The following is a 26,053-nucleotide window of genomic DNA, read 5'->3' as shown; positions in this document are numbered from 1 at the left end:
GACCAGGCGAGCCGTTCCGGTGCCGTCACGGCCATGACCGGGTCGAGGATTACCCCCTGCGCGCGCGCCTTCGGGTCGAACAATGCCAGCCGTTCTCCGGTCTCCGGATCGCGCACCGCAGCACCAGCTTTCGCGTAGGCGCTCGTCGGAGTGCTGGGGACGACCCACTGCGGTAGCTTCGGAGCCGACAGGCGCGGGCTCGTAAGTTTTCCGTCGGCTCCGCGCTGGGTGCACAGCTCGCGGATGTCCTTGTCCTCGGCCAGCAGAATGGACGATGCACGCGCGGTGACGACCGACGATCCACCGCCGACTGCGATGATCGCGTCTGCTTTCATGTCTTCGAGGTACTGACGCGCGTCGTTCACCGCCGGGAGCGGGCTGTGCTCGACGACGCCGTCGAACAGCCCGACGAGTTTCGATCCCAGGGCGTCGTACAACCGCTGCATCGCCTCGGGGTAGTCGAGGATGGGCTTGACCGTGATCACGACCGCTCGGCTCGCTCCGACGCGGTCGAGCTCACGGGGAAGCGCGGACATGGCCTTCTCGCCGGCAAACGTGCGGAAGGCAGATGTCGCGTGGCGCAATTCGAGGTTCGGAGTGTCGGTCATGTGTGTGTTTCGCTTTCTCGAAGTTCTGGATTGTCAGTCAAAAGGTGACGGTCAGAAGGTGAAGACGCCCTTGCCGGACGTCTGCTTGTCGAATTCCGCGTATGCCTCCACGGCGTCGGCGAGGGTCCAGCGATGACTGAAGAGATCATCGACCGGCAGATGGTGCCGATCGACGAAATTCGCGCACTGAATCTGCTGAACGCTCGACAGCGACCACGACGTGGCAATGGTGATCTGACGCGAGAGGAATTTGCGGACGTCGACCTCGATGCGACCGCCGAGACCGACGACGCCCAGTCGGCCCCACGGGGCGAGAGATTCCAGCGCGGCAGTCGCTGCGGCCGTCGCACCGGAAGTTTCGATCGCCACCGTGGCTCCGCCGCCGGTGAGTTCCTTGATCATCGCTACCGGGTCCACCGAGCCCGAGTTGATCGTCTCCGCGGCCCCGAAGGCACGGGCCTGTTCGAGTCGGCTGTCGGCGAGATCGACTGCGATGACTCGAGCGCCGCGCGCAGTGGCCAGCATCGTGGCGGATAAACCGACCGGTCCCTGGCCGAACACGACGAGGTCCGCCCCACCGACGTCGCCCACCCGATCGAGTGCGCCCCAGGCGGTGCCCGTACCGCAACCGATGGCGGCCGCCGCGATATCGGACAAGCTGTCGGACAGCGGCAGGACGGACTGCGTAGACACTGTCATGAAAGGAGCGTGCGCACCGTGTGCCGACTTGCCGTACACCGTCGCCGGACCGGTAGTGCACATCTGTGTCCACCCCGACCTGCAGGCCTCGCAACCGCCGCACCCGGCGTAGTGATGGACCATCACGCGTTGGCCGACGGCGAACCGCACGGGGTCGACGCCGGCACCGAGTTCCTCGATCACACCCGCCGGCTCGTGGCCGCCGATACACACCGGCGCGTCGGGCGCGCTCGCCTCTGCTCGGTAATAGTGGAGGTCGGACCCGCACATTCCGGAGGCAGTTACCCGAAGCAACACCTCGCCCGGACCAGGCTTCGGATCGGAGAAATCGCGCAACGAGATCTGCCGACCGCCTTCGAATACCAAGCCCTGCATCATGATCTACCTTTCGATTGCCTTCTTGGTTACAAAACTCAGATCGCGCCTTCGAAGTGGAGGGCTGCGACCTCGTCCTCCGTCATTCCAAGTTCGTCCCGCAGGATCGTGTCGGTGTCGGCACCGAGTCCGTGCGCACGATCCGGCTCGACCATCGGCGAGTCGGACAAAAACAACGGGCTGCCCAGCGTCAACCACTTACCCGACTCGTCGTCCATCCACCTCAGCACCCCACGCGCCTGAACGTGCGGATCATCCATCAGTTCGGCGAGGCTGAGCACCGGCGCGGTCGGGATCCCCGTCCTCGACAGAAGGTGTGCGACTTCCTGCTTGGTGTGCGCTGACGTCCACCGCTCCACCAGCACGTCCACCTCGTCCGAGTGCGCTGTACGACCCGACATGGTGCTGTACCGATCGTCCTTGGCATCCGGGTCGTCCATGACTCCGCACAACCTCTCCCAGTGAGATTGGGTGGGACACAGCACTGTCACCCAGCCGTCGGTGGTCCGGTACGCGTTGTAGGGCACCACGGCGAGCCCGCCGTGCCGGTTGCCCGTGCGCTCGGGCATGGCGCCGTTGCTGTTGATGTGACCGGCAATGTTCGACGACAGCGCCGGAAGGATCGCATCCTGCAGCGCGACCTCGACGTGTTGTCCGCGGCCGGTGTGTTCACGTTGATACAGCGCGGCCAGGACCCCGCTGAACATGTGGGTGCCTGCCATGAAATCCACGACTGACGGTCCGGTGCGCACGGGTGCGCCTTCCATGAACCCCGTCGTGCTCATGATCGCGGTGCGGGCCTGAATTGTCAGATCCATCGCGGGTTCACCCGCATAGGGTCCGAACGATCCGAAGCCGGTTCCCGACGCCATGATAAGCCGTGGGTTGATCGCGCACAGAGCGTCGTATCCCAGCCCGAACCTGTCCATCGCGCCGGGCGAGAGGTTCTGGATGAGAACGTCGGCTTGCTCGACCAACTTGCGAACGATCTCTTGCCCCTTGGGATGCTTGAGGTCGACCTTCATCGCCCGTTTTCCGGAGTTCAGCATGGTGAACTGCACGGATGAGCCGTCGTGGTCGGCGCTCGGCAGCCGGCGGTAGGGATCGCCCTCGGGAGCCTCGATCTTGATCACGTCTGCGCCCAGACGAGCGAGCAACATGGAGCAGTAGGGGGCGAAGTAGAACTGACCTACACAGATGACCTTCACACCGCTGAGTGCCGGCATCGGCAGACCTCCAACTTCGTATTTACGGACAATGGTTTGTTATTCAGAACACTAGGACGGCCGCAACGTGCTGTCAATCACTGGGCGTCAAGTGGTCCACGCTGCAACATCGAGAGATCGTGAGCCTTGACACAGTCCGCAGGCGGTCGATACGTTCAAAGTATCCATAAATCAGGACTGATGTTTCTATATAAGAACACAAAATGGAGTGAGAACGAATCCAGTCATTCCTTCGGGGCCGACTCACCCCACCTGCACGAGACAACCGATTCGATCACTGCCCGCATAAGCGTGGACCGAAAGATCAATTCAAGAGGAGAAACGATGTCGCTCTCACTAGCAAATGCTTGGGCGTACCCGGAGAGCCTGAAGGAAGCGGACAGCGTGCCGATGCTCGTCGACGGCGCCTGGATCGAGGCCGCATCCGGCGAGACGTTCCCGACCTACGACCCGGGCACCGGTGAGGTGATCGCGAACGTGGCGCTCGCCGGGGAAAAGGACACCGATTTCGCAGTCGCTGCGGCGCGGCGCGCGTTCGACGAACAACGGTGGATGCGCCTGGCTCCTCAGCAGAGGGGCGCGATCCTCTGGCAGGCCGGGCAGATCATGCGGGACAACGCGGATGCTCTCGCCGCGCTGGAGAGCCGCAACATGGGAATTCCCGTTCCGCAGGCACGGTCGATGGTGCTCGAAGCGGCGGCTCAATATCAGTACTACGGCGGCTGGGCGGACAAGATCCACGGTCACACCATCGATCTGGGACCCGGGGAGAAGCGCATCCAGGGTTACACGCTCCGCGAGCCGGTCGGCGTCATCGCGATGATCGTCCCCTGGAACGCTCCCATCATCTCTGCATCGAAGAAGCTCGCTCCCGCCCTTGCGGCCGGGTGCACGTGCGTGCTCAAGCCCGCCGACGAAACCCCACTGACTGCGCTGTGGCTGGGACAAATTCTCACCGAGGCCGGCGTGCCCGACGGCGTGGTGAACGTGATCACCGGCCCCGGTCCGACAGTGGGCGCTGCCCTGACTGCCCACCCGGATGTCGACGCCGTGGCGTTCACCGGTTCCACCGACGTCGGCCGAACCATTGTCCACGCGTCGACAGGCAACATGAAGAAGCTCTCGCTCGAACTCGGCGGCAAGTCGCCGGTCATCGTGATGCCTGACGCCGACCTCGCCGCCGCAATTCCCGGAGTTGCGGGTGCGGTGTTCTGGAACACGGGCCAGGTGTGTGCTGCAGGAACGCGACTGTTCGTTCACGAGTCGGTCTACGACGAAGTGGTCAACGGTGTCGCGGCCGAGGGCCGCAAACTGCGCATCGGATACGGAACCCAGCCCGACGTGGATCTCGGACCGTTGATTTCCCGCAAACAGCTCGACCGAGTCACGTCCTACGTCGATGCCGGTGTCAACGCCGGCGCAACCGTCCTCTCCGGTGGCAACCGCGTAGGCGACGCAGGGTACTTCTTCGAACCGACCGTACTCGTCGACGTCGATCAGTCGATGAGCGTCATGCGCGAGGAGATCTTCGGACCGGTCCTCGGCGTGATGCCGTTCTCGGACATCGACGAAGCAGTGGCGCTCGCCAACGACAGCTCCTATGGGCTCGCTTCGAGTGTATGGACAGCGGACGGCTCGGTCGGCCACTCCATTGCCCGACGTCTACGCGCGGGCCGCGTGGGAATCAACGTCCATCGCGCCGGTGGTGTGTACATGCCTGCGGGCGGCTACCGGCAGTCGGGATGGGGCCGAGAGAACGGACTGGACGGCCTCGACAGCTACCTCGAGACGAAGTCCGTGGTGTCGACGCTGGCGTAATCCGCCATTGACCACAACAGATACGGCATATAAGTTCTTAAATACGAACTTTCTTTTCTAATTACGGATGGACACTATGACGCAGACTGCAGAACCTGAAATCGGCAAGAGCCTGGCAGAGGGCAAGTTCACGGACGAGATGCTCGAGAAGATGCGTGCATTGATCGGCACCGAGCTACGCACGGCCGGTTCCGTGAACAACGAATACGCCACACGTTTGGCAATCCTTCGGTTCGCCGAGGGCATCGGCGACGACAACCCGCTGTGGACGGACGAGGCATACGCCGCCGGCACTGCGCACGGCGAACTCATCGCTCCCCCGAGTTTCATCTTCGCCTGCCTCGGCTCCGTCCAGGTCGGATGGCCCGGACTGGGCGGCTTCCACGCCGAGACCAACATGGAGTTCCACCACCCCATCAAGGTCGGGGACAAGATCACCGCGCGCGTGGTGTTCGACGGATTCGACGGGCCCATCGACGCCAGCAAGTTCGCCGGCCGCCGCATCAAGGATTACCTGCGGCAGGAATATCGGAACCAGAACGACGAACTTGTCGCCACGTTCATCTGCTCCCGCATGCGATTCGAGCGCACCGAGATGCAGGCCAAGCGAGAGTCACGCAAGATCGAACTGCCGCACCCGTGGACCGATGCCGAACTGGCGAGGGTCGACGCCGATGTGCTGGCGGAGTCGCCACGCGGCGCCGAGAAGCGCTACTGGGACGACGTTCAGGTGGGCGACGACCTCGGCATCATCACCAAGGGCCCGATCGGTCTGACGGACGAGATCGCGTTCGTCGCCTCCGGTGCCGCACCGATCCCCCGGCTCGCCGCACACGGTGTCGCTCTGCGCCGATACAAGAAGCATCCCAAGTGGGCATTCCGAGACCCGAACACGCACGCACTCGAGCCCGTGTACTCGGTCCACTACAACGATTACGCCGCGAGCCTCCAGGGCGCACAGATGGCCTATGACGTGGGCATCCAGCGCACCTGCTGGCAGATTCATCACCTGACCAACTGGATGGGCGACGACGGGTTCTTGAAATCGCTGCACGACCAGTACCGTTCGCATGTCTACCTCTCCGACGTGGTCAGGCTCGGGGGCAAGGTCACGGAAAAGCTTGTCGACGGCGACGGCGATCATGTGGTCAAGGTCGAGACCTGGGCGACCAACCAGCGCGAGCAGTCCGTGATGCCCGGTTCGGCGGTCATCCGTCTCCCCCACCGCGCCGAGGCGGCTGCGAAGTGACCACGACGCAAGCAGCGAGATCGGCCACGTCGAAGTCCGAAAGATGGGGCTCCGACATCGAACCCGTGACGGTCGGCGACCTGACATTCCGGATGTACTCCGAGCGTCCGCACCGGCTGGGATCGCTCCTCACGTTTGCGTCCCGGTGGGGGGACCGCGCGCACATCGTGCAGGGTGAGCGGGTGGTGACGTTCGAGCAGTTCCGCGCATCGGTCGATGCCCGCGCCCACGAGTTCACCTCTGCCGGAATCGGATCCGGCGATCGGGTCGTTCTGCTGGGGTTCAACAGCCCGGAGTGGATCGTCAACTTCTGGGCCACCGTGGCTGTGGGCGGCGTCGCCGTTCTCGCCAATGCGTGGTGGAGCGAGGAAGAGTTGGTCAGCTCCCTCGAACTCGTGGAACCTGTGTTGGTCCTCGCGGACGAGCGCATCGCTTCCCGCGTTCCGGACCGATACAAGGTCGCCACGTGGTCGCCCACGGCCGATCCGTCGCCGACCGCAGCCACTCCGTTCGTTGACCCGGGCACAGCCGAAGAGGACCCAGCGGTGGTGATTTTCACGTCGGGAACCTCGGGCAAGCCCAAAGGTGTTGTCCTGTCTCACCGTTCATTGCTCTCCGGACTGCAGATGCTGCTCGACATCACCCGGCGACTACCCCACCTGGTCGACGAGACGGCCGGCGAGTCCGCGCTGCACACCGGTCCGATGTTCCACGTCGGCGGCGTCCAGACCCTGCTGCGGGCAATCTGCGTCGGAGACACGCTTGTCATGCCTGCCGGCCGATTCGACCCCGCCGAAGCCATCCGGCTCGTCGAGGACTGGAAGATCCGACGATGGAGTGCGGTGCCCACCATGGTCACCCGCGTGCTCGAACATCCCGACGTTCGGACTCGTGACCTGACGACGCTGCGAGCTGTCACCGTCGGCGGAGCCCCTGTCGGCGCAGAGTTTCTCGAACGACTGCGCACCGGGTTGCCCGGCGTCGAACCTCGCGTCGCCACCGGCTACGGACTGACCGAGAACGGCGGCCAGGGAGTGGCGGCGTCCGGCAAGGACACCGTCAAACACCCAGGGACGACCGGACGGGCTCTGCCGTGCGTCGAGATCTCCATCGCACCGCGACCCGAACTCCCCGACGGTGAGATCCTGCTGCGCAGCCCCACCCAGATGCTCGGTTATCTCGGCGAAATCGAATCCCCGATCGACAGCGACGGTTGGTTGCACACCGGCGACCTGGGACACCTCGACGACGAGGGGTACCTCTGGATCACCGGCCGATCCAAGGACATGATCATCCGGGGCGGCGAGAACATTGCCCCGGCTTCTGTCGAGGCCGCACTCGTACGCCTGCCCGAGGTCAAGGACGCGGTCGTCTTCGGGGTACCGCACTCGGATCTCGGTGAGGAAGTGGCGGCGGCTCTCGTACTCGAGTCCGATGTCGACCCTACGCAGTTCGGTGATCGACTGCGCGGCACCATCGCCTCGTTCGCCGTCCCCACGCGATGGATCGTCGTCACCGAGGATTTTCCGGTCAACCACGCAGGCAAGATCGACAAGAACGCCGTCATTGCCGATGCACGCACGAAGGTGGAGTCTCGATAACGACTACAGCCGAGGCCGTCACCACCGAGACGATCGCAGTCGATGTGCAAGGCAACGTCGGGATCGTCGAGATACGCCGCGGGCCACACAACTTCTTCGATGAGAACAGCCTGAAGGAGTTGGCGGACGCGCTCGTCAACCTCGACACAGATCCATCCGTGCGCGTCGTGGTTCTGTGCGCGGAGGGCAAGAGCTTCTGCGCGGGCGCCGATTTGCGCGGCGTCGATCAGCATATGCTGCGACGCGTCTATCGCGCGGCGTCGCAATTGTTCACCACTCGCAAACCGATCATCGCGGCCATTCAGGGCGCGGCGGTCGGCGGCGGACTCGGACTCGCGATGGCGGCGGATTTCCGCGTGGCCGGGCCCAGGGCACGGCTCACTGCGAACTTCGCTCGTCTGGGCTTTCATCACGGGTTCGGACTGTCGGTGACGTTGCCGGCGGCAATCGGCCAGCAATACGCACTCGACTTGCTGTATTCCGGCCGCAATGTCGACGCGGCGGAAGCGCTCGCGCTCGGGCTCGTCGACCGAATCACCGAAGATGATCCCCGCACCACGGCTATCGACTGGGCGACGGATATCGCCCGGTCGGCGCCGTTGTCCCTCACCGCAATCAGGTCCACCCTCCGGCGTGACCTGGCCTCGCGTGTGGTCGCAGCGCTGGACGAGGAAGCTACGGCACAGACCGCACTTCTTCACTCTGCTGACTTCGCTGAAGGTGTAGCCGCATCCATCGGGAAGAGACCACCGGAATTCAGCGGATCATGATCGCCGACCTGCGGCGGACGAGGACCTACAGTGAGGATGAGGTTAAATGGTGGCTGTGACCGAGGAACCGAGTGCAGGCCAAGACCGCGAACCTCAGAACCATCGCACGATCGACCGTGTGACACGCATCCTCGAAGAGGTCGTCTACAACCCCGGCATGACCTTCGCCGAGCTGTCCCGCGCGATCGACGCGCCGAAGAGCTCCGTGTACGGCTTCATCCGTGGTCTCGTCGCCGCAGGTTGGTTGTATCAGGACAACACTCGTTTCTACATCGGACCCGCGTTGCACGGCTTGACCTTGGCCAGTGGACATCTGCGCGCCGGGTCCGTCACCGACGCCGATCTGCAGGCGCTACACGAGGCGGCCGGAGTCACCGTGTTCCTCGGAGTTCAGGCGGGAGACGATCTCATCTACGTCTCCGAGGTCGGTGCCGATCTCCTCGCGGGTTTCGCAGCTCGGTCCAACATCCGACGCGGGTTGCTCGAGACAGCCGGCGGCAAGGCGTTGCTCGCGGAACTGGCCCCCGAACATCGCGACGCCTATTTGCGTCGGCGTGGGCGCGAGGAGAACGATCTAGTCGACGAATTCCTCACCCAGTACGACGACATCAAACGCACCGGAATCGCCCAGAACACCTTGCACAACGGCACCCGCTACGCACTCGCCACCGTCGTGCGCGGCCCGAACGGGAAGGCGGCGGCCGAAGTCACTCTGGTCGGCCCCACGTCCCGCATGGAGCCTCGGGCGGACGAACTTCGCGCCCTGCTGCTCGAACATGTTCAGAAGTGGCAGAACCGCGCCACGAAGACCCGTTGAATCGTTGATTCAACGGGCGCCCGTTTCACATCGGGCGCAACGACTCGTCGAGCGTGAGCCATAGCGGCTCACCGGTGGATATCTGAATCTGATCCGCCTCGGACCTGGGTATGCCATGCAGGTGAATCAACAACGTGCGCAGCACATTCCCGTGAGCGACAACCAAAACTGTCTTTCCCGACCGTAGGTCGGGAACAACGGAGCCCGTCCAGTGCGGCAGCAGCCTGGTCGTGACGTCGTGGAGCGATTCCGTCTTCGGCACATCCACGCATGACGATTGGTAACGGATCTCACGGTCCTGCCCCCATGGCGATCCCGGTTCGAGGGGAGGCGGCGCCTCGTCGAACGATCGACGCCATCGCTTGAATTGATCCGCGCCGAACTTGTCTCGAATATCCCCACGGCTGCAACCCTGCAGCGCGCCGTAGTGTCGTTCGTTGAGCCGCCACGTGCGGCGTACCGGAATCCAGTGGCGATCCGTCGTGTCGAGAACGGTGTTTGCTGTCGAGATCGCCCGTCGCAGAAGCGAAGTGTGTACGACATCAGGAAGGACGGCTGCCTTTGTGATTGCGTGGCCGGCGCGGATCGCCTCTTCGCGACCGCCATCGGTCAGTGGAATGTCCACCCATCCAGCGAACCTATCGTCGGCATTCCACGTGCTTTCGCCGTGGCGCAACAGGATCAGATGTGTGCCGGGCATACTGAATCTCCTCGTGTTCCACCGACGTCGATCGCCGCAGCGCCCCGGCGGGGCGCAGCGGCGATCGGGTCGGATTCTCTCAACTGGGGGTGGGGGCCGCGGATCGACGTGACACTTCATCCGAGTCGAGTTCGTACTGTTTGGTCTCACCGATCACGAGAACACAGATGATGGAGACCAAAGCGATGCCCGCCATAACACACCCGAATGCGAAGCTTCCCCAGGTGGAGATGATCGGTGTCGCGATCAGGGGCGGAATTGCTCCACCGAGCATTCCGGCCAGGCTGTAGCTCAATCCCGTTGCAGTATAACGGTATCGAGTCGCAAATTGCTCGGACAGGAATGCGCCGAGCGGCCCTGTCGCGAGCCCGGAGATGAACATCGTGACCGGCACGCCGAGGGCGAACGCAAGATGCGATCGGGTATCGAGAAGCGGGAACAGGGTCAGCGTCCAGATGACGGCTAGGACACCGGCGATCAAAATCATCCGGCGACGGCCGATACGGTCCGACAACACGGCACCGAGGAGAACGGCGACCGAAATCGCCACGCCGCCGAGAACGGCGATCGTCAACACGAACGGGCGTTCCAACTCCAGGGTGCCACTTCCGTAGCTGACCAGGTATGGGCCACCCACGTAGGTGAGCGACAGGGTCATCGCGGTGGCGCCGGTGGCCAACAGGATCTGCAGAGGCTGATGCTTGAACGCGTCGAAGAACGGGGTGCGGGTGACGCCTACGACCTTGGCTTGCTTTGCGAACACCGGTGTTTCGTCGATCGAGAGCCGAACCCAGAGGCCGACACCGATCAGTAGGAAGCTGGCGAGGAACGGCACACGCCAACCCCAGTTCAGGAACGTCTCGTCGCTCATCGTCAGCGCCGTGATCAGGAATGTGGCATTGGACAGGATGATGGCGATGCCACCGCCGAACGACGGGAAGGATGACCAGAAGCCGCGTTTGGCTTTCGGTGAGTGTTCCGAGACGAACAGGACTGCGCCGCCCCACTCGCCACCGGCCGCGAGCCCCTGCAAGATGCGCAGGAACACAATGATGATCGGTGCTGCCACACCGATCGTGTTCGCCGTGGGCATGAGACCGACCAGAACGGTCGAGATGCCCATCAGGAGCATCGTGGCGATCAGCGTCTTCTTACGGCCGATCTTGTCACCGAAATGGCCGAACAGAATACTACCGAACGGCCGGGCGACGAATGCCACACCGAGTGTCGCGAACGAAGCCACGGTTCCAGCTGCGGTGCCGAGCGCAGGGAAGAACAACGTCGGAAACACCAGTGCCGCAGCGGTTCCGTATATACCGAAATCGTAGAACTCGATGACGGTGCCGACGAAGCTGGCTGCAGCCACCTTCTTCATCTTCGGTGGCGTGGTAGCGCCGGTCGACGGTGGCGGCACGGCGGGATCCGTGACTGCGTCCGATCTCTGTGTCATGGGGTGTAGCTCCTAGTTGGAGGGAATGAATCAGTCGAGATGCCCACCGGCGCGAAGAACTTCCTCGGCTACCCGGAAAGCCTCTCCGGCGGCGGGAAGTCCGCAGTACACCGCGGTCTGGAGCAGAATCTCCTTCAGTTCGTCGACGGTGCACCCATTGGTGAGAGCGCCCTCGATGTGGTGTGCCAGCTGAGCCGGCCGATTCAACGCTGTCAGCATTGCGATGTTGAGAATGCTCCGCTGCTTGCGGCTGATGCCGTCACGTGACCAGGTGCGCCCGAAGCACACCTCCTCCGAGTAGTCCTGAATGACGTCGTTGAAGGAGTTGCGCTTCTTGTCCTTCTTCTCGACGTAATCGGGGCCCATCAGTTCGCCCAAGATCTGACGGCCGGTTTCTCTGGTGGTGCTCAACGCGTGCTCCTATGGGGTAGAGGGTAGGGGGAAGAATCAGCCGCGGTCGAGGACACTCTGGACCTCGTCGGCAGACAGCTTGATGGTGACGCCGGCGCGTTCGTTCTGGAGCTCCATCGGAGACTGCGAATCGCGTCCTCCCCATCCGCGCGAAAGCGCTTCCTTGAAGTCCGCCTGCGCGAGTTCGGCGAGCCGCATCGGAACGTCGTGCTCTTCGGCCAACTCGAGCGAGAGCCGAAGATCTTTGTCCGCCAACGCCAAAGCGAAGGAAGCCGGTTCGTACGCGCCCTGCAGGTACCGATCACCGATGCGGTCGAACGTGCGCGCGCGTCCGATGGCACCTTGACGCATCGCGTGCCAGAGCGACTCGGGCTCGACCCCGGCTTTCACACCCATTGTCATGACCTCGGCGATGGCCGCCCGGATGGTGATGCTGGCGCAGTTGTGGACGAGCTTGGCCACGTTGCCGGCTCCGACCTCTCCGACGTAGAGGACCTTGTCTCCGATGGCATCGAGGATGCTGCCGTGCTGTTCGAACGAATCCTTGTCACCGCCGATGTAGATAGCGAGCTTGCCCGACTTGGCCCCTTTGGGTCCGCCACTGACCGGTGCATCGAAGAGCTCGATCCCGGCCGCGCGGCATGCGACATCGACCTCTCGGACGACCGTCGGGGAGTTGGTGGTCAGGTCGTACCAGACGGCCCCGCGGTGCAGCGTGCTGATCAAACCGTTCTCGCCCAGCCCGACCTCTTTCATCTGGACCGGGCCAGGGAGGGAGGTGAAGACGATGTCGACCGACCTGCCGAGGTCCGCGATCGACTCCGCCCACGTTGCGCCGGCGTCGACGAACTCTGTTCCACGGTCACGATCGAGATCGAAGACGATCAGGTCGTAGCCCGCCTTCAGGAGGTTGTGCGCCATCCCTGACCCCATACCTCCGAGGCCGATGAACCCTACCTTCATGAGCGATTTCCTCTCCTGCGTCAACCAAGTACGACACTGAACGGCTCTCCGTATTGTGCGTATATACGTATTTGTGTTCCTTATCAGGAACCAATGTGAACACTAATGTGGTCGCAGTCACTCGTCAAGGTGCACGGATCTCGCTGTCACATATGCGCCCCCCAGGGAGCGCCCGACACGGAACAAGCAACGGGAACCAGATACGCGCCTTCGAGGACTGCGTGGATGAAACTCCCTACAGGCGTGGGTGTTTCAGCGCACGCGCAGTGGAGCCACCTTCAGGTCAACCGACGAACGCAATGCGCCCCGCACCTCGAGGTGCGGGGCGCATCGGGCGACCGTTACTTACCGTTGCGTCGCAAGCGTTCCTACGTCGAGCACCATTCGGTACCGAACGTCTCCGGCGGCGACGCGGTCGTACGCGCTGTCGATCTCGTCGGCGCCCACTGTTTCGATTTCGGCGACGATCGAGTGCTCGGCGCAAAAGTCGAGCATCTCCTGCGTTTCTCCGATTCCGCCGACCAAAGTGCCCGCCAGCGAGCGGCGGTTGTAAAACAACGAGAACACGTCCAAGCTGACCGGATTGTGCGGAACCCCGAGCTGAACGAACGTCCCGTCGAGGGCCAGCATCTTCAGAAACAAGTCGTAGTCGAGGTTTGCCGGCACGGTGGACACGATCAGTTCGAAGGCGCCTTCGAATTCCTTGAAGATTCCGGCGTCGGTCGACAGACGATAGTCGTCGGCGCCAAGCCTGATCGCGTCGTCATGCTTGTCCATCGTCAGATCGAACACTGTGGTGTGGGCTCCGAGAGCCCGAGCGATCGCCACTCCGACATGGCCGAGGCCGCCGAATCCGAGGATCGCTATCCGAGACCCCGGTCCCGCTTTCCAGTGTCGCAGTGGCGAATACATGGTGATCCCAGCGCACAGCAGTGGTGCTGCCTGGTCGAGCGGGATGGCATCGGGGATGCGCAGGACATATCCCTCGTCCACGACGATCTTCTCACTGTATCCGCCGAGAGTAATTCGCCCGTCTCGCCCCATGGAGTTGTAGGTGCGCACGTGATCTTTGCGGCAGTACGGTTCCAAACCCGCTCGGCAGTAATCACATTCGCGGCACGAGTCCACGATGCAACCGACGCCGACGCGGTCACCCACCGCAAACTTGGTGACATCGGAGCCGACCTTTGACACGACTCCGGCGATCTCATGTCCAGGAACGAGCGGATAGTGCGTGGTCCCGAACTCGCTCCGCGCCCGTGAAACGTCGGTATGACAGATCCCCGAGAATGCAATGTCGATCACCACATCTCCGGGACCAGGATCGCGTCGCTCGATCACCACTGCTTCGAAGGGAGCTCCCGGGGCAGACGTGGAGCGGGCATTCACTGTGAACATCTCGTTGACCTCGTTTCGAAACGTCTGCTGATCAGCCGACCGACTTGTACTCGAGGAACTCTTCGATACCGTACCGGCCGAATTCGCGTCCGATACCGGACAATTTGAACCCTCCGTGCGGAGCGTGCGGGTTGATCGGCGACCCGTTGATGCGTATACGTCCGGCACGCAGCCTTTTGGCGAGTGACTTCGCCCGCTCGGCGTCGCCCGCCCAAATCGCACCTGCAAGACCGTAATCGGTGTCGTTGGCGATACGGAAGGCGTCGTCCTCGTCGTCGAACGGCACGATGACGATGACGGGACCGAAGATCTCTTCGCGAGCGATACGCGAGGTATTGTCACCCGAAAATACTGTCGGGCGGACGAAGAAACCCGTCTCCAGGCCCTCGGGGGCTTCGGGTCCACCGGTCAGCAGACGGACGCCTTCGGACAGGCCGGACTCGATGTAACCCCGGATACGATCTCGTTGATTCACGTTGGCAACCGGCCCGAGAGTGGTGGCGGGGTCGTACGGGTCGCCAAGAACGAAACTCTCGGCCTTGCGTACGGCGAGTTCTTCCGCCTCGGCGAGTCGCGCGCGCGGAACCAGCATGCGCGAGAGACCACCACACACCTGGCCCGAGTTGCGGAACGCGTCGTCTATCCCGTCGTCGACGGCGGCAGCCAGATCGGCGTCCTCGAGAATGACATTGGCGGACTTACCTCCGAGCTCGAGGGCAACCTTCTTGACCGAGCGCGACGCCAATTCCATGACACGGCTACCAGCGCGGACTGATCCCGTCAGCGAGATCATGTCGACGAGCGGGTGCGTCACCAATGCTTCGCCGACGACCGGTCCATCGCCGGAGACGAGGTTGAACACACCGTCCGGCAGTCCGGCCTCGGCAACCATCTCGGCGAAGATGAACGAACTCAGTGGCGCAACTTCGGTGCCCTTGAGAACCACGGTGCAACCGGCTGCAATAGCCGCTCCCGCCTTCATGCAGACCATGCGCATCGGTCCGTTCCAAGGCGTGATCGCGGCGACCACGCCGGCGGCGTCTCGCGTCACCGTCGTGTTGCCGATCTCCTCGTCCCAGACAATGGTCGGCAGGCTCTCTGCAATGCTCTCTAGGTCCTGCACTGCTCCTGCTGCCTGGGAAACCGCTGCGATGTGGGCGGGTTGTCCGATCTCGCTCACGATGGCCGCCGTGATCTCATCGGCCCGGTCGGCGGTGAGCTTCGCCAGCTTCTGCAGCACCGCAATGCGCTCCTCCACCGAAGTCCGGGACCAGGCGGGAAACGCGGCCGCAGCCGCTTTTACTGCCTTGTCTACGTCCTCCACCGTGCCCGCCGGAATCGTCGCAACGGGCTCCTCTGTCACCGGGTTGATGACGGTGAGGACATCGGTCCCCGTAGACGGCACCCACGCGCCGTTGATGTAGATCTGATCGCGTTCGATCACCAGACACACTCCTCGATCACCGAAATGGCGGTCGGTGGTCCGACCTTCCATTTGTTCAAATATGCGCACTGCAGTTCGTAATAAAGAACACCACCGAGAGTAGCTGTGACCGGAGTCGCACGTCAAGGTTCGACGGACGGCTCCGATCACGGGGCAGGGTCGGTTCAACTGCAGTCGAGCTTCGGGGATGCCACACCCGAACTTCTCGACGGTAATGTCTTCGGACGCACAGAAGGAGGCACTGCCAGTACCTGTATCGACAGACCCTTCTCCTATTCGAACCCGCGAGGTTGGCTGGGACGCATAGCGATTTCCAGGACAACGGAGTTTTCGAATGAAGTGCGTGACCGTACGATGATCGGCCCATCGAGGGCCACCCTGCCACGCTCGGCTGCGTTCGTAGTCGCGTCCGCATCACTGATGCTGATCTTCCTTTCCTCCGGTACACCTATCCCGCTGTACAACACCTTTCGCGTCGAGGACGGGCTCACCGACGCAGATCTGGCCCTCACGACGGTCACCTACCTGTGCGTGACCGCGCTGTCGCTCCTCATGTTCGGTCGCCTGTCCAACCATCTGGGGCGGCGCCCGATGGCGATCATGGCCATGGCCTCCTCGATCGCGGGCACTGCGATTCTGACGCAGGTCCACACGCTGCCCATGCTCGTCGGCGGGCGTGCGCTTCAAGGCCTGGCGTGTGGGATCGCGTCGAGTGCAATCGGAGCCATGGTGATCGATCTCGCTCCGACCCGCCGGTATCCATGGTTGCCTGCGGTGATCACCAGTAGTGCACCGGCATTCGCGATTCCCCTCGGAGCGCTCATCTCCGGAGCGCTCATCGAGTTCGGTCCGGCACCGCGCCAACTGGGCTTCACATCCGTCGCCGTGGTGCTCTCGTTCTTCACCCTGCTGATGTTCGCGTGCCCCGAATCCGGTCGGCGCCGGCCGGGTGCACTCCGATCGCTACTGCCCCGCGTGCACGTCCCCACGGGAGCCGGACGCGCAGTGCTCGCCGCCGGCGGCACCCTGGTCGCAACATGGTCGTTCAGCAGCTTCTACCAAGCGTTCGCGCCTGGTCTCACCGCGGACTACCTGGGTACCACCGACGCCCTGATGATCGCTGTAGTGTTCGCGTCGGTCGTCATCCTGTCGCCGCTCGGCGGGATCTGCACCGGACGGTGGCGCCCCTCCTCGGCTCAGCGAATGGGTCTCGCCGTGTTCGTTGCCGGTGCCATCGGCGCCGTCGTCTCGCTACACCATGCAGCAATCGTTCCTTTCCTCATCGCCAGTGCCACTGCGGGTTTCGCACAGGGAGCCGCCAACAGCGGTGGTATGCGCGGCGTTCTGGCCGGCCTGCCGGCAGAAGACCGCGCCGGCACTTTGTCCACTCTCTATCTCATCTCCTACACCGGCGGTGCAGTGCCCGGTCTCGTCGCCGGGCGGTTGACGAATACGATCGCGTTGCCCGACATCGGAACCGGGTACGTCGTGGTCGTGATCGTTGCCTCGATCGTCGCTGTACTGGCCGGACTCACTTCGTATCGACCGCCCTCACGGACCGATGACTTCCGACCTGATCGCGTTGCCCATGTGTCGTGAGAAACCGATTCCGACGAGCAGCAGTGCAGAGACCCCGGCGATGAACCACCCGGTACGGTGCAGTCCGGCGTCGTCCACCACATTGCCTGCGGTCATCTGCAGTGTGACCACAGCGAGGTTCGCACCGATGAACGCCGCAGTGCGGTACATTCCGATCGCGGTGCCCACCTCTTCGACCGTGGTCACCGAGTTAACCAGGCTCTGATTGCCGATGTTGTTGAACCCATTGGGTATTCCCAGAACCAACGCAACGAGAGCGAGCACCACCACTGGTGCCGTACTGCTCTCCACGAGCGCGATCAGAACACCCCCGACACACAGCGCGAACGTGCCGATCAGCAACGTAACCCGCGGGCCGTACCGTCGATAGGTCCGGGCTCCCAGTACGGTGGCGAAGACGCTCATGCCGGCCACGGGCAGCATCGTCAGGCCCGCTTCGATCGCGGTCATCCCCCGCGAGTATTGCAGCCACTGCGGAATGCCGAAGAAAATGAGGTAAAAGCACGAATAGGTGACGAGTGTTCGTGCGAGAGTCGCACTGAGAGCCCGGTTTCGGACCAGAGCCCGAACATCGATGAACGGTTCCGTTGCCCGCCGTTCCCACCACACGAACAGTGAGAGGAACACGACCGCCACGGGGAGCAACCACCACGTCGGCTGCGCGCGCATCGACACCAACCACAGCATCGTTGACGTGATGGCCACCAGGAAGAGAGCAATACCCGGAACGTCCAACGCGTGCAGAGCGTTTCGCGCGGTCAAGCGGCCGCTCTGCACTCCCCCGAGATCGGCGCGCAGTACCGCGATCGCACTGAGAACGACGACCGGCAGGTTGACCCACAGAATTGACTGCCACCCGAACGTACCTACCAACAGTCCGCCCAAGGTCGGCCCCAATGCAGCGACCGACTGGCCGCACATGACGAGGGTGGTGAGGGCAGTTCGCGACTGTCGCCGGTAGCGTTCGGCGTACGCGCGCACCATGGTCATCGCGTTCGGCATATGTACCGAAATTCCCATCGCAAGAACGACGTACGACGCGATCAGCATCGGCACACTCGGCGCGAACATGCCCGCCAGCGACCCGAGCGCCACGAGCACCAAGCCCGCAACGAACACCCTGCGGGCACCCAGCAACACACCCAGGCGGCCCGCCATCGGCGCGCACACCGCTGTGGTGATGTACATGGCCGAGATGATCCACGACACCCCCGCCGACGACCCGAATTGGGCAGCAATGCCAACTATTGCCACTGCGATCATCGACGAGTTCAAGGGCTGGAGAACAGTCCCCGACGCCGCAGCGAAGCGCACTCGTACCGGAATCGCGCCCAGATGTGCACCGGAGGATACGGATGCCGTCACGTTGAGACCAGCGGTTGATCGACGTCGCTGCATTCAGACTCGATCGCAGTAGCGAGCCATCCCCGTCGCTTGCCGCCGACCCGATCCAAGTGGGCCAGAGCCTGCAACTGGTCGATACGACCGTCCATATCGGACCCTCTCGTAGTAATTGATCAGCATTGCTGCCCACTCACCCCAGACGGTGCGGTTGCCCGAACGGCATATGCCTGTAAAAACCTTGCCTTCAAGACATCCCAGAGCCGACAGCAGTTGTTCGATGGTGGTGTGCAACTCGATCCGACGCCGGACGCCTACCTGAGAAACCGGTGGTGCCGGAGAACCGAACTGATCCACGACTGAGCGCGGGCTCAGCCGTGAACCGACTGATATTCCAGGTAATCCTCGATGCCGTGACGTCCCATCTCCCGGCCGATGCCGGACAGCTTGAGGCCGCCATGCGGTGCACGCATGTCGATGGGTGCTCCGTTGATGCGAACGCGTCCGGTCCTGATGCGGGTCGCGACCGAGCGTGCCTTGTCCAGATCCCCGGCCCACACGCCGCCCGCGAGTCCGTAGTCGGAGTCGTTGGCTATCCGCACCGCGTCGGCCTCGTCGTCGAACGGAATGATCACCACAACCGGTCCGAAGACCTCCTCGCGTGCGATTCGGTCCTGATTCGTTCCGGTGAAGACCGTCGGGCGAACGTAGAAGCCCTTCTCGCCCAACCCGTCCGGACGATCCAGTCCCCCGGTGACCAGCCGTACGCCCTCGTCGAGAGCTCGGCTGATGTGACTGCGGACCCGATCGTACTGAGCGCGGTTGGTGAGCGGACCGAGGTGCGTCGACGGGTCCAGGGGATCTCCCACCACGAAGTACTCCGCCTTCGCCGCGGCGACTCGCTCGGCGTCGGCAACGCGATCACGCGGCACCAGAATTCGTGTGAGTGCCCCGCACGCCTGGCCAGAGTTCCGGAATGCGTCCTCGATGCCGCCCGCAATTGCCTTCTCCAGATCGGCGTCGGCGAGGATGATGTTCGCGGACTTTCCGCCCAGCTCGAGCGCGACTCGCTTCACCGAGCGTGAAGCGAGCTCCATGACCCGGCTTCCCGCGCGCACCGAACCCGTCAGAGAGACCATGTCTATATCGGGATGCAGCGTGATCGCTTCTCCCACTTCGGGTCCCGTTCCCGTGACAATGTTGAGAACACCGGCCGGAAGACCCGCCTCCTCGGTGTACTTCGCCAGCAGAAAGGGCGTCAAAGGCGCCACCTCACTCGACTTGAGTACTACCGTGCAGCCGGCCGCGATGGCGGCGCCGGCTTTGAGGCATACCGATCGGATCGGGCCGTTCCAGGCGGTGATCGCTCCCACGACGCCGACGGGTAGTCGGCGGACGTTCGCGGTGCCCACTTGTTCTTCCCAGACGACGGTGGGCAGAGCGTCGGCGAAGTTACGTAGATCGTCGATCGTGGTCTGGGTCGACGCCTTCTGTGCCCAGGCGCGCGGCTGTCCGATCTCGGCCACGATCGAATCGGTGACTTCGTCACCGTTGCGCTCGATGATATCCGCTAGAGATCTCAAGACGTCGACTCGATCGGCGACCGTGGACGTCGACCACTCGCCGAAGGCGCCGAAGGCTGCAGCGGCGGCAGTGTCGACGTCGGCGCTCGTTCCCCGCGCCACTTGGCCGATCAGTTCCTCAGTTGCCGGATTGACGATGTCGATGAACTCCGTGGCCGTCGAGTCGACCCATTTGCCGTTGGCGTAGAACTGCTCGTGACGAATCATTGCTGCCCACTTTCCGTGAGTGTCGGGTCGATGACGGGTTTGATTGCGCTGAGATCCTGCATTGCGCGCAACGCATTCGAAACTTGATGCAGGCCGTACCGGCCGGTCAGCATCTGATCGAAATCGAAACGGTCCTGCGTCGACGACAGGAATTTCATTGCCTGCCAGTAGTGCGATTCGGACGCCGACATGGAGCCGATGATGTCGAGGTGATTTCGCATGATCTTGGACGGTTGGATCTCGGCGAGCTGAGGACCGACCTGACCGCCGATCAGGAAACGCCCACCTCGCCGCACCATGTCGAGACCCTCGGCGAACGCTGTGCGTCCGCCCGACCACTCCTGGACGATCTCGGCACCGTGGCCGCCGGTCAGTTCTCGGACCGCCGCCACACGATCCTCGGACGAGGATGCGTCCTCGACCGAAACGACGTCGTGAGCACCCCACGCCGTGGCCAGTTTCAGACGGGCGTCGGGTGCCCCGACTACGATGATGCGCTCAGCACCCGACTGCGCCGCGAGCGCCGTGGCGAACAATCCCAGTGGGCCCGCGCCCTGAATCACCACCGTCTGCCAGGGCTGGATTCGGCCGAGTCGCTCGTACGCGTTGAACACCGTTCGGAGAGCACAGCTTCCGGCCGAAGACCATTCGGACTTCACATTGTCCGGAACCAACACTTTCCTCGACGAGGGATAGACGTACGTGTACTCCGAAAACGAACCGACAAGGTACGGATACTGCTCACAGTTGTCCCCGTAGTGCTTGCGATTGGCGCACAGGCTGGGCTGGTTCGCGACTGCACAGAAGTAGCACGAACCGCAGCGACCGGGCCCGAACACGATGCGGTCTCCCACGGCTACCTCTCCACCACCGACCAGCGGTACTCGCCCCTCACCGAGCGCCACCACCCTGCCAGTCATCTCGTGCCCGGGAATGACCGGCGGCACGATAGGGCGAATTCCGCCCGCGCTCAGCGAGCCGTCCCAGACGTGAACATCACTGCCGCACACCGTGGCTGCTTCGATACGAACCAAGGCGCCGCCTGGCTCCAGCTCCGGTATCGGCACCTCGCGCACTTCGAGATCGCCGCCGAATTCGGTGATCACTGCGGCCCGGCTGTACTCCGGGATTTCGTATTTGGACATTGATTCTCCGTATTCAGGAATAACTGAAGCGACTACAAACGCCTTCAGTGACGATGACCGAACTTCATTGCCCGAACTGGCCTTTCTCCAGCACCTTCGGGTCGTGGCTGGGCAAAGGTGTCCATCCTGTTTCCCTCAGGAACGCCAAGCTCGCTTTGTAGGCATCAAGGTCGGAGAACCGGCCCGACGGCAGCGACTCGTCGAAGTTGCGGTAGGTGTCCACACAATCGCCGGTGATAACGAACGTGCCCGCGACGGTATCGACGCGGACTCCCTGCGAACCGGGCGAGTGGCCCGGCAGGGGCACGACGCCGAGGCCAGGCGCGAGTTCGCAACTGCCGTCGACGGTTCGGATCCGGTCTTCCGCCAACGAAAAGATGGGCGCTTCGTCAGCGTAAAAACCGTACGCAGGCATATGCGCCTCACACGGAGCGTGTGCGTAAGCCAGTTCCTTCTCCTGCAACACGATTTCCGCGTTCGCGAATAAGTTGTTGTTCGAGCAGTGGTCCCAGTGCAGGTGCGTGTTGATCACGAGATCGACGTCGGCGGGGTTCACACCGATCCTGTCGAGGACGTTGTCGATTCGATTCGATTCGGGCACCACGTATCCGAAGGGGGTCATGCGAAGGATTTTCTCCTCGTCGGCAGGGCCGCCTGTATCGACTATCACCGTCCGCCCACCCGATCGCAGGACGTACATGATGAGCGGCATGTTCAACGTACGGCCGGACGTGTCCTGGTAGTAAATGTGTTCGACCGGAATGTCTGGCAGTAATCCGAGTTCGACGGCGTCGATCGTCCATCCAGCCGAAGTCATTTTCACGCTTCCTTTGTCATGTAGTTGTTTCATTCGAAGATCGCCCGCTCCACGACCCGGAAGTCGTGGCTGGGAATGACTTCACAGTCGAGCTTTTCGATTTTGCGCAGGCTTTCGTCGTAGGCGACGAGATCGGTGAAGAGCCCTACCGGGATGTGGTCCGCTTCGGCGTCGCCATTCCAGTTGTCGTACAGGTAGATACAGTCGCCGGCGATCAGGTATCGCGTCGACTCTGCTTCGACGAGAACGCCTTGCGATCCGGGCGTGTGCCCCGGCAGCGTGACGAGAGTGACGCCGGGTGCGATCACGGTGTCACCGTTCACCGTATCGATCCGGTCCTCGGCTCGCTTCCACGAGGGTTCGATGTCGGCGGAGATCTCGAAGTGCTTGCAGTGCCACTGAAGTGGGTTCCGTGCGTAGTCGAGTTCGGACTGCTGAACCAGCACACGCGCGCGTGGGAACAAGTGGTTGTTCGAACTGTGGTCCCAATGCAGGTGGGTGTTGACGACCACAGCCACGTCCCGCACGTCGATTCCGGCGGCTCGCAACACCTCCTCCGGCTGCTCTTCAGTGGTCTGTTCCATCTTGATCTTGTGGTCGTCCCACGCACGGGCGAGGTCTGCGCCGGTATCGACGACAATGGGCGAATCCCCTCCCTCGATCACGTACATGATGAGGGGAAGATCCTGGACCTCCCCGTATCCACGCAGGTAGGTGAACGACGGTTTCGGCAGGCCGTACACTCGCCCGACGCAGAAGGCACGGATGGTCAATGACATTGATGGCTCCAACGAATCGATTGCTCGGAACGGTGCTCGACCGCTCGATGTCTCCGGGTGATTCCGTCCACGGTTACGAATCGCCTGCACGGTCCAACCCGACGCCCGGCGGGGCTTCGTCGAGCGCACGGCTGCGCGTCTCGCGCAGGACGTAGGTGCAGATCAAACCGACTGCGGCGTAGCACGCGAGGAACACGCCGAAGACCGCGCCACCGTACTTGCTGATCAGGGTTGCCGCGACGAGTGGCGGAACACCGCCTCCGAGAATCGCTGCGAGGCTGTAGGCAAGACCGGCGGCGGTTGCGCGGTATCGGGTCCGAAACAGCTCCGACAGGAACGATCCGCACACGCCCCAGCCGTGTCCCGCGATAAAGAAGCTGACCGTGATCGCCAACCAGAACGCTGCCGGCGATCCGGTGTCCAGTAGCGGGAACAGAATCAGTGCCCAGGGGATGCCGATCAGGTTCACCACGAGCAGCACCGGTCGGCGACCGAATCGGTCCGACAGGATGGCCCCCGAGATCATCGACGCCCCGTTCACCACGTTGCCGAACACGCCCGCAGCGAGTACGCCCTGTTGGTTCAGATCGAGAGTCACTGTTCCGTAGTTGATCAAGTACGCGATGCCTATGTACCCGAACGCGAAGGACGACACGAAAGCTCCTGCGCCGAGCAGGATTTCCCGCCACTGGTGCGTCATCGCCTCCACGAACGGAAGGCTGCTTCGGCCCTTGCTCTCCATTTCGTCGGTGAATACGGGACTCTCCTCCAGCTTGAGCCGGACGTAGAGCCCCACCGAGACGAGCAGAATGCTGAGAAGGAAGGGCACTCGCCAGCCCCAGGCGATGAACGTCTCGTTGGACATGAGTAGGCCGGTCACGAAGAACGTCGACAGCGCGAGGATATTCGCCACCGCGCCGCCGAGATTGGTGAACATCGACCAGAAACCACGGCGCTCGCTCGGTGCGTTCTCCGATGTGAAGAGTGCTGCACCGGCCCATTCGCCGCCGGCTGCGAAGCCTTGAGCAATACGCAGGACGATCAGCACGATCGGCGCCACGACCCCGGCCGTAGCCGCGGTGGGCAACAGGCCGATGATGACCGTCGAGACACCCATCAACATCATCGTCGCGATCAACGTCTTCTTGCGTCCGAGGCGATCGCCGAAGTGTCCGAACAGGACGCTACCGAACGGGCGAGCCACGAACGCGACGCCCAGGGTAGCGAAGGACACGATCGTGCCTGCATAGGTCCCCAATGCGGGGAAGAACGCGTCCGCGAACACCAATGCCGCTGCGGTTCCGAAGATTCCGAAGTCGTAGAACTCGATCACCGTGCCCATGAAGCTGGCGAACGCGACCCGCGACATCTTGTTCTTCTTCGGTGAGGACGCGTCCACCGTCGCCGTCGGTTCCGCAACGCCGCGTACGGCCGATGGGGGTGATGAATAATTCGTCAACAGAAAACTCCTCGTGAGTGAAAGGGCCTGAACGCAACCGCAGGCCAACCGAGCTACACGATTCCGTATATACGAACTTTCAGTCCGAATTAGGAACGTAACGCAATGTAGCGCGCATCACATAGATGGTCAATAGTGAAGTGAGCAGTACGGTGGGGTCGGCCCGAACGCATCGCCCCAAGCATCCCCACCGCACGGTTGTCGGTTGGGTCGTCAGTTGTCTGCGACAGTCATCCGGCCAAGATGCCGGTTAGGCTTCGGACGTCATCCAGGCCCTCCAGTGCCATCGCAGACGTCACGAGCTCAGCAAACCGCTGTGCGCCCATGCGAGGTTCGAGCATCGACTGCCACTTCAGCTGCAGCAGGTCCCACGTGACATTGTTTTCGCGGAACCGATGCCCACGAGGATGTTCGATCAGCCGCGAGACTTCTCCGGAGTCGGTCCGGAGGGTGACCCGCGCCCCCCGGCCGTGCGGCTGCTCGCGTTCCAGGTCGTCGTCGACATACACGGTGACCGCTTTGCGAAGCCGAGAGACCTGCGGGCTCGCGAGCAGCGCAGACGAGTGTGCTTCTTCGAAGCCCAGTCGGCCCGCCACCATGGCGACGGACAACATGTCCTGCATGCAGATGGTGGGCATGTTGCGCGAGTCGACCACGCTGGCGGCGAACGAGGGCATGCCGACGGTGGCCGATCGCACCTGCTCTGCGGACAGACCGTTATCTGCGAGCAGACCCAATGCCGCTTCGACCGCCGAATGGATCGGATAACCCGCGGCGTAGAACTTGAAGTTCGCGCCGAACACGGCGTAGTCCTCACCGAGGCCGTCGGTCAGCGCGGATTCGCGACCGGGCTCACCCCACGTGTCGATGATGCCCCCGGGTGCGCCGAAGATGTCGTCGACGCCTTCGAGACCGGCAGCCGCTTGCAGTGCGCCTGCCACACCCGCCGTCGCCGGCTGCCCGCCTTTGGTGATGGATTTGCTGATATGACGGCGCTCACCGAAGAACGCGACTGGACTCACCGCCTGCCCCAGCGTGAGGGCGGCTGCGTGCCTGGTGGTGTCGGCGTCGAACCCGAGTAGTTTGGCCGACGCGACCGCCGCTCCGATCGAATGCAGACACCCGGCGTACAAGCCGTGCTCCGACCGCATCCACGACAGCCCTCCGACCGCCGAGATAGTGCGAACCCCGGCCTCGAAGCCCGCCGCGACTGCGTCGACAAGGTCTGCACCGGAGGAACATTGGCGATCGGCCACAGCGACGGCGGCGGGGACGATGACGGTGGCCGGATGACCGGTGGCCCTGAAGTCCTCGGTCGCATGCGCGCAGTCGAGCTCGGCCGCATGCCCGGCGGTTCCGTTGACGAACGCAGCCGTCACGGCCGCCATAGTGCGCGACGAATGAGCGATGCTGGACTCCCGCGACTCGCCGAGTGTGCCGGCGTACTGCAGCGCAAGACGACCGGACGGAAGTTCCGCGCCGACGTAAGCGCATCCCAACTGGTCGAATATCAGCATCTTCGTGTGCTCCACCACGACCGACGGTAGATCGGAATAGCGCTGCTCGGCCAGATACTCGATCATCGTCGATTTTT

The 26,053-nt window shown here is 63.0% G+C and carries 22 protein-coding genes; 6 read left to right on the top strand and 16 right to left on the bottom strand.

Annotation, left to right across the window (positions count from 1 at the left end; all coding sequences use genetic code 11):
• The 3 genes from RWT78_RS03345 to RWT78_RS03335 form a co-directional block, all read right to left on the bottom strand.
• Positions 1-608, bottom strand: a 608-nt coding sequence (locus RWT78_RS03345) for an iron-containing alcohol dehydrogenase (RefSeq protein ID WP_314673902.1), incomplete at its 3' end; no start/stop codon positions are given.
• 51 nt (positions 609-659) lie between these two features.
• On the bottom strand, positions 660-1,685 hold the full coding sequence (locus RWT78_RS03340) for a zinc-binding dehydrogenase (RefSeq protein ID WP_314673900.1): 1,026 nt from the start codon (positions 1,683-1,685) through the stop codon (positions 660-662).
• 35 nt (positions 1,686-1,720) lie between these two features.
• Positions 1,721-2,908, bottom strand: coding sequence for a CaiB/BaiF CoA-transferase family protein (locus RWT78_RS03335; RefSeq protein WP_092804920.1), 1,188 nt, complete (start codon positions 2,906-2,908; stop codon positions 1,721-1,723).
• 324 nt (positions 2,909-3,232) lie between these two features.
• On the opposite strand from RWT78_RS03335, the gene RWT78_RS03330 reads away from it, so the two are divergent.
• The 5 genes from RWT78_RS03330 (at position 3,233) to RWT78_RS03310 (ending at position 9,163) form a co-directional block, all read left to right on the top strand.
• A complete protein-coding gene (locus RWT78_RS03330) occupies positions 3,233-4,726 on the top strand; it encodes an aldehyde dehydrogenase family protein (protein WP_314673897.1) in 1,494 nt (497 codons plus the stop codon).
• Positions 4,727-4,802: 76 nt separating this feature from the next.
• Positions 4,803-5,975, top strand: coding sequence for a MaoC family dehydratase N-terminal domain-containing protein (locus RWT78_RS03325; RefSeq protein WP_314673895.1), 1,173 nt, complete (start codon positions 4,803-4,805; stop codon positions 5,973-5,975).
• Positions 5,972-7,576: a class I adenylate-forming enzyme family protein gene (locus RWT78_RS03320; RefSeq protein WP_314673893.1), complete on the top strand. Its 1,605-nt coding sequence runs from the start codon at positions 5,972-5,974 to the stop codon at positions 7,574-7,576. Before RWT78_RS03325 ends, RWT78_RS03320 begins: the two co-directional genes overlap by 4 nt.
• Before the next feature lie 44 nt (positions 7,577-7,620).
• The gene (locus tag RWT78_RS03315) at positions 7,621-8,346 is read left to right on the top strand and encodes an enoyl-CoA hydratase/isomerase family protein (RefSeq protein WP_314673891.1); all 726 of its coding nucleotides are present in this window, start codon (positions 7,621-7,623) and stop codon (positions 8,344-8,346) included.
• A 46-nt stretch (positions 8,347-8,392) separates the two neighbouring features.
• On the top strand, positions 8,393-9,163 hold the full coding sequence (locus tag RWT78_RS03310) for an IclR family transcriptional regulator (RefSeq protein ID WP_020906237.1): 771 nt from the start codon (positions 8,393-8,395) through the stop codon (positions 9,161-9,163).
• Positions 9,164-9,188: 25 nt separating this feature from the next.
• Here RWT78_RS03310 and RWT78_RS03305 read toward each other — a convergent pair whose 3' ends face one another.
• The 6 genes from RWT78_RS03305 to RWT78_RS03280 all read right to left on the bottom strand — a co-directional run bounded on the left by RWT78_RS03305 (position 9,189) and on the right by RWT78_RS03280 (position 15,580).
• Positions 9,189-9,863, bottom strand: coding sequence for a 2,3-bisphosphoglycerate-dependent phosphoglycerate mutase (locus RWT78_RS03305; protein WP_314673888.1), 675 nt, complete (start codon positions 9,861-9,863; stop codon positions 9,189-9,191).
• Positions 9,864-9,942: 79 nt separating this feature from the next.
• Positions 9,943-11,313 (bottom strand): MFS transporter, encoded by a 1,371-nt coding sequence (locus RWT78_RS03300; RefSeq protein ID WP_020906235.1) that lies wholly within the window; start codon positions 11,311-11,313, stop codon positions 9,943-9,945.
• 30 nt (positions 11,314-11,343) lie between these two features.
• Complete coding sequence (locus RWT78_RS03295; protein WP_020906234.1) at positions 11,344-11,724, bottom strand: carboxymuconolactone decarboxylase family protein; 381 nt, start codon at positions 11,722-11,724, stop codon at positions 11,344-11,346.
• Between the two features lie 36 nt (positions 11,725-11,760).
• The gene (locus tag RWT78_RS03290) at positions 11,761-12,687 is read right to left on the bottom strand and encodes an NAD(P)-dependent oxidoreductase (RefSeq protein WP_020906233.1); all 927 of its coding nucleotides are present in this window, start codon (positions 12,685-12,687) and stop codon (positions 11,761-11,763) included.
• A gap of 345 nt (positions 12,688-13,032) precedes the next feature.
• Positions 13,033-14,085 (bottom strand): NAD(P)-dependent alcohol dehydrogenase, encoded by a 1,053-nt coding sequence (locus RWT78_RS03285; protein ID WP_314673885.1) that lies wholly within the window; start codon positions 14,083-14,085, stop codon positions 13,033-13,035.
• Positions 14,086-14,116: 31 nt separating this feature from the next.
• Entirely contained in the window at positions 14,117-15,580 is a 1,464-nt protein-coding gene (locus tag RWT78_RS03280; protein WP_399551184.1) for an aldehyde dehydrogenase family protein, read from the bottom strand.
• Positions 15,581-15,868: 288 nt separating this feature from the next.
• Between RWT78_RS03280 and RWT78_RS03275 the strand changes: the two genes are divergently transcribed.
• Positions 15,869-17,128 (top strand): MFS transporter, encoded by a 1,260-nt coding sequence (locus RWT78_RS03275; RefSeq protein WP_314673884.1) that lies wholly within the window; start codon positions 15,869-15,871, stop codon positions 17,126-17,128.
• Here the strand turns inward: RWT78_RS03275 and RWT78_RS03270 are convergent.
• The 7 genes from RWT78_RS03270 to RWT78_RS03240 form a co-directional block, all read right to left on the bottom strand.
• Positions 17,081-18,493, bottom strand: coding sequence for an MFS transporter (locus RWT78_RS03270; protein ID WP_314673882.1), 1,413 nt, complete (start codon positions 18,491-18,493; stop codon positions 17,081-17,083). The two genes, RWT78_RS03275 and RWT78_RS03270, sit on opposite strands and share 48 nt — an antisense overlap.
• Before the next feature lie 347 nt (positions 18,494-18,840).
• Positions 18,841-20,259 (bottom strand): aldehyde dehydrogenase family protein, encoded by a 1,419-nt coding sequence (locus RWT78_RS03265; RefSeq protein ID WP_314673880.1) that lies wholly within the window; start codon positions 20,257-20,259, stop codon positions 18,841-18,843.
• A complete protein-coding gene (locus tag RWT78_RS03260) occupies positions 20,256-21,404 on the bottom strand; it encodes a zinc-binding dehydrogenase (protein ID WP_314673879.1) in 1,149 nt (382 codons plus the stop codon). Before RWT78_RS03260 ends, RWT78_RS03265 begins: the two co-directional genes overlap by 4 nt.
• A 64-nt stretch (positions 21,405-21,468) precedes the next feature.
• Positions 21,469-22,221 (bottom strand): N-acyl homoserine lactonase family protein, encoded by a 753-nt coding sequence (locus RWT78_RS03255; RefSeq protein WP_314673878.1) that lies wholly within the window; start codon positions 22,219-22,221, stop codon positions 21,469-21,471.
• 29 nt (positions 22,222-22,250) lie between these two features.
• Positions 22,251-23,000 (bottom strand): N-acyl homoserine lactonase family protein, encoded by a 750-nt coding sequence (locus RWT78_RS03250; RefSeq protein WP_314673876.1) that lies wholly within the window; start codon positions 22,998-23,000, stop codon positions 22,251-22,253.
• 73 nt (positions 23,001-23,073) lie between these two features.
• On the bottom strand, positions 23,074-24,459 hold the full coding sequence (locus tag RWT78_RS03245) for an MFS transporter (RefSeq protein WP_314673874.1): 1,386 nt from the start codon (positions 24,457-24,459) through the stop codon (positions 23,074-23,076).
• A gap of 230 nt (positions 24,460-24,689) precedes the next feature.
• Positions 24,690-26,042, bottom strand: a complete 1,353-nt coding sequence (locus tag RWT78_RS03240; RefSeq protein WP_314673872.1) for an MmgE/PrpD family protein — start codon at positions 26,040-26,042, stop codon at positions 24,690-24,692.
• Positions 26,043-26,053 lie beyond the last annotated feature (11 nt).

The sequence above is a fragment of the uncultured Rhodococcus sp. genome (genome assembly GCF_963525155.1).
GTDB classification, from domain to species: Bacteria; Actinomycetota; Actinomycetes; order Mycobacteriales; family Mycobacteriaceae; genus Rhodococcus_F; species Rhodococcus_F qingshengii.
Note: the sequence above shows the minus strand (reverse complement) of the source record. Positions and strands in the feature narration are given on the sequence as shown.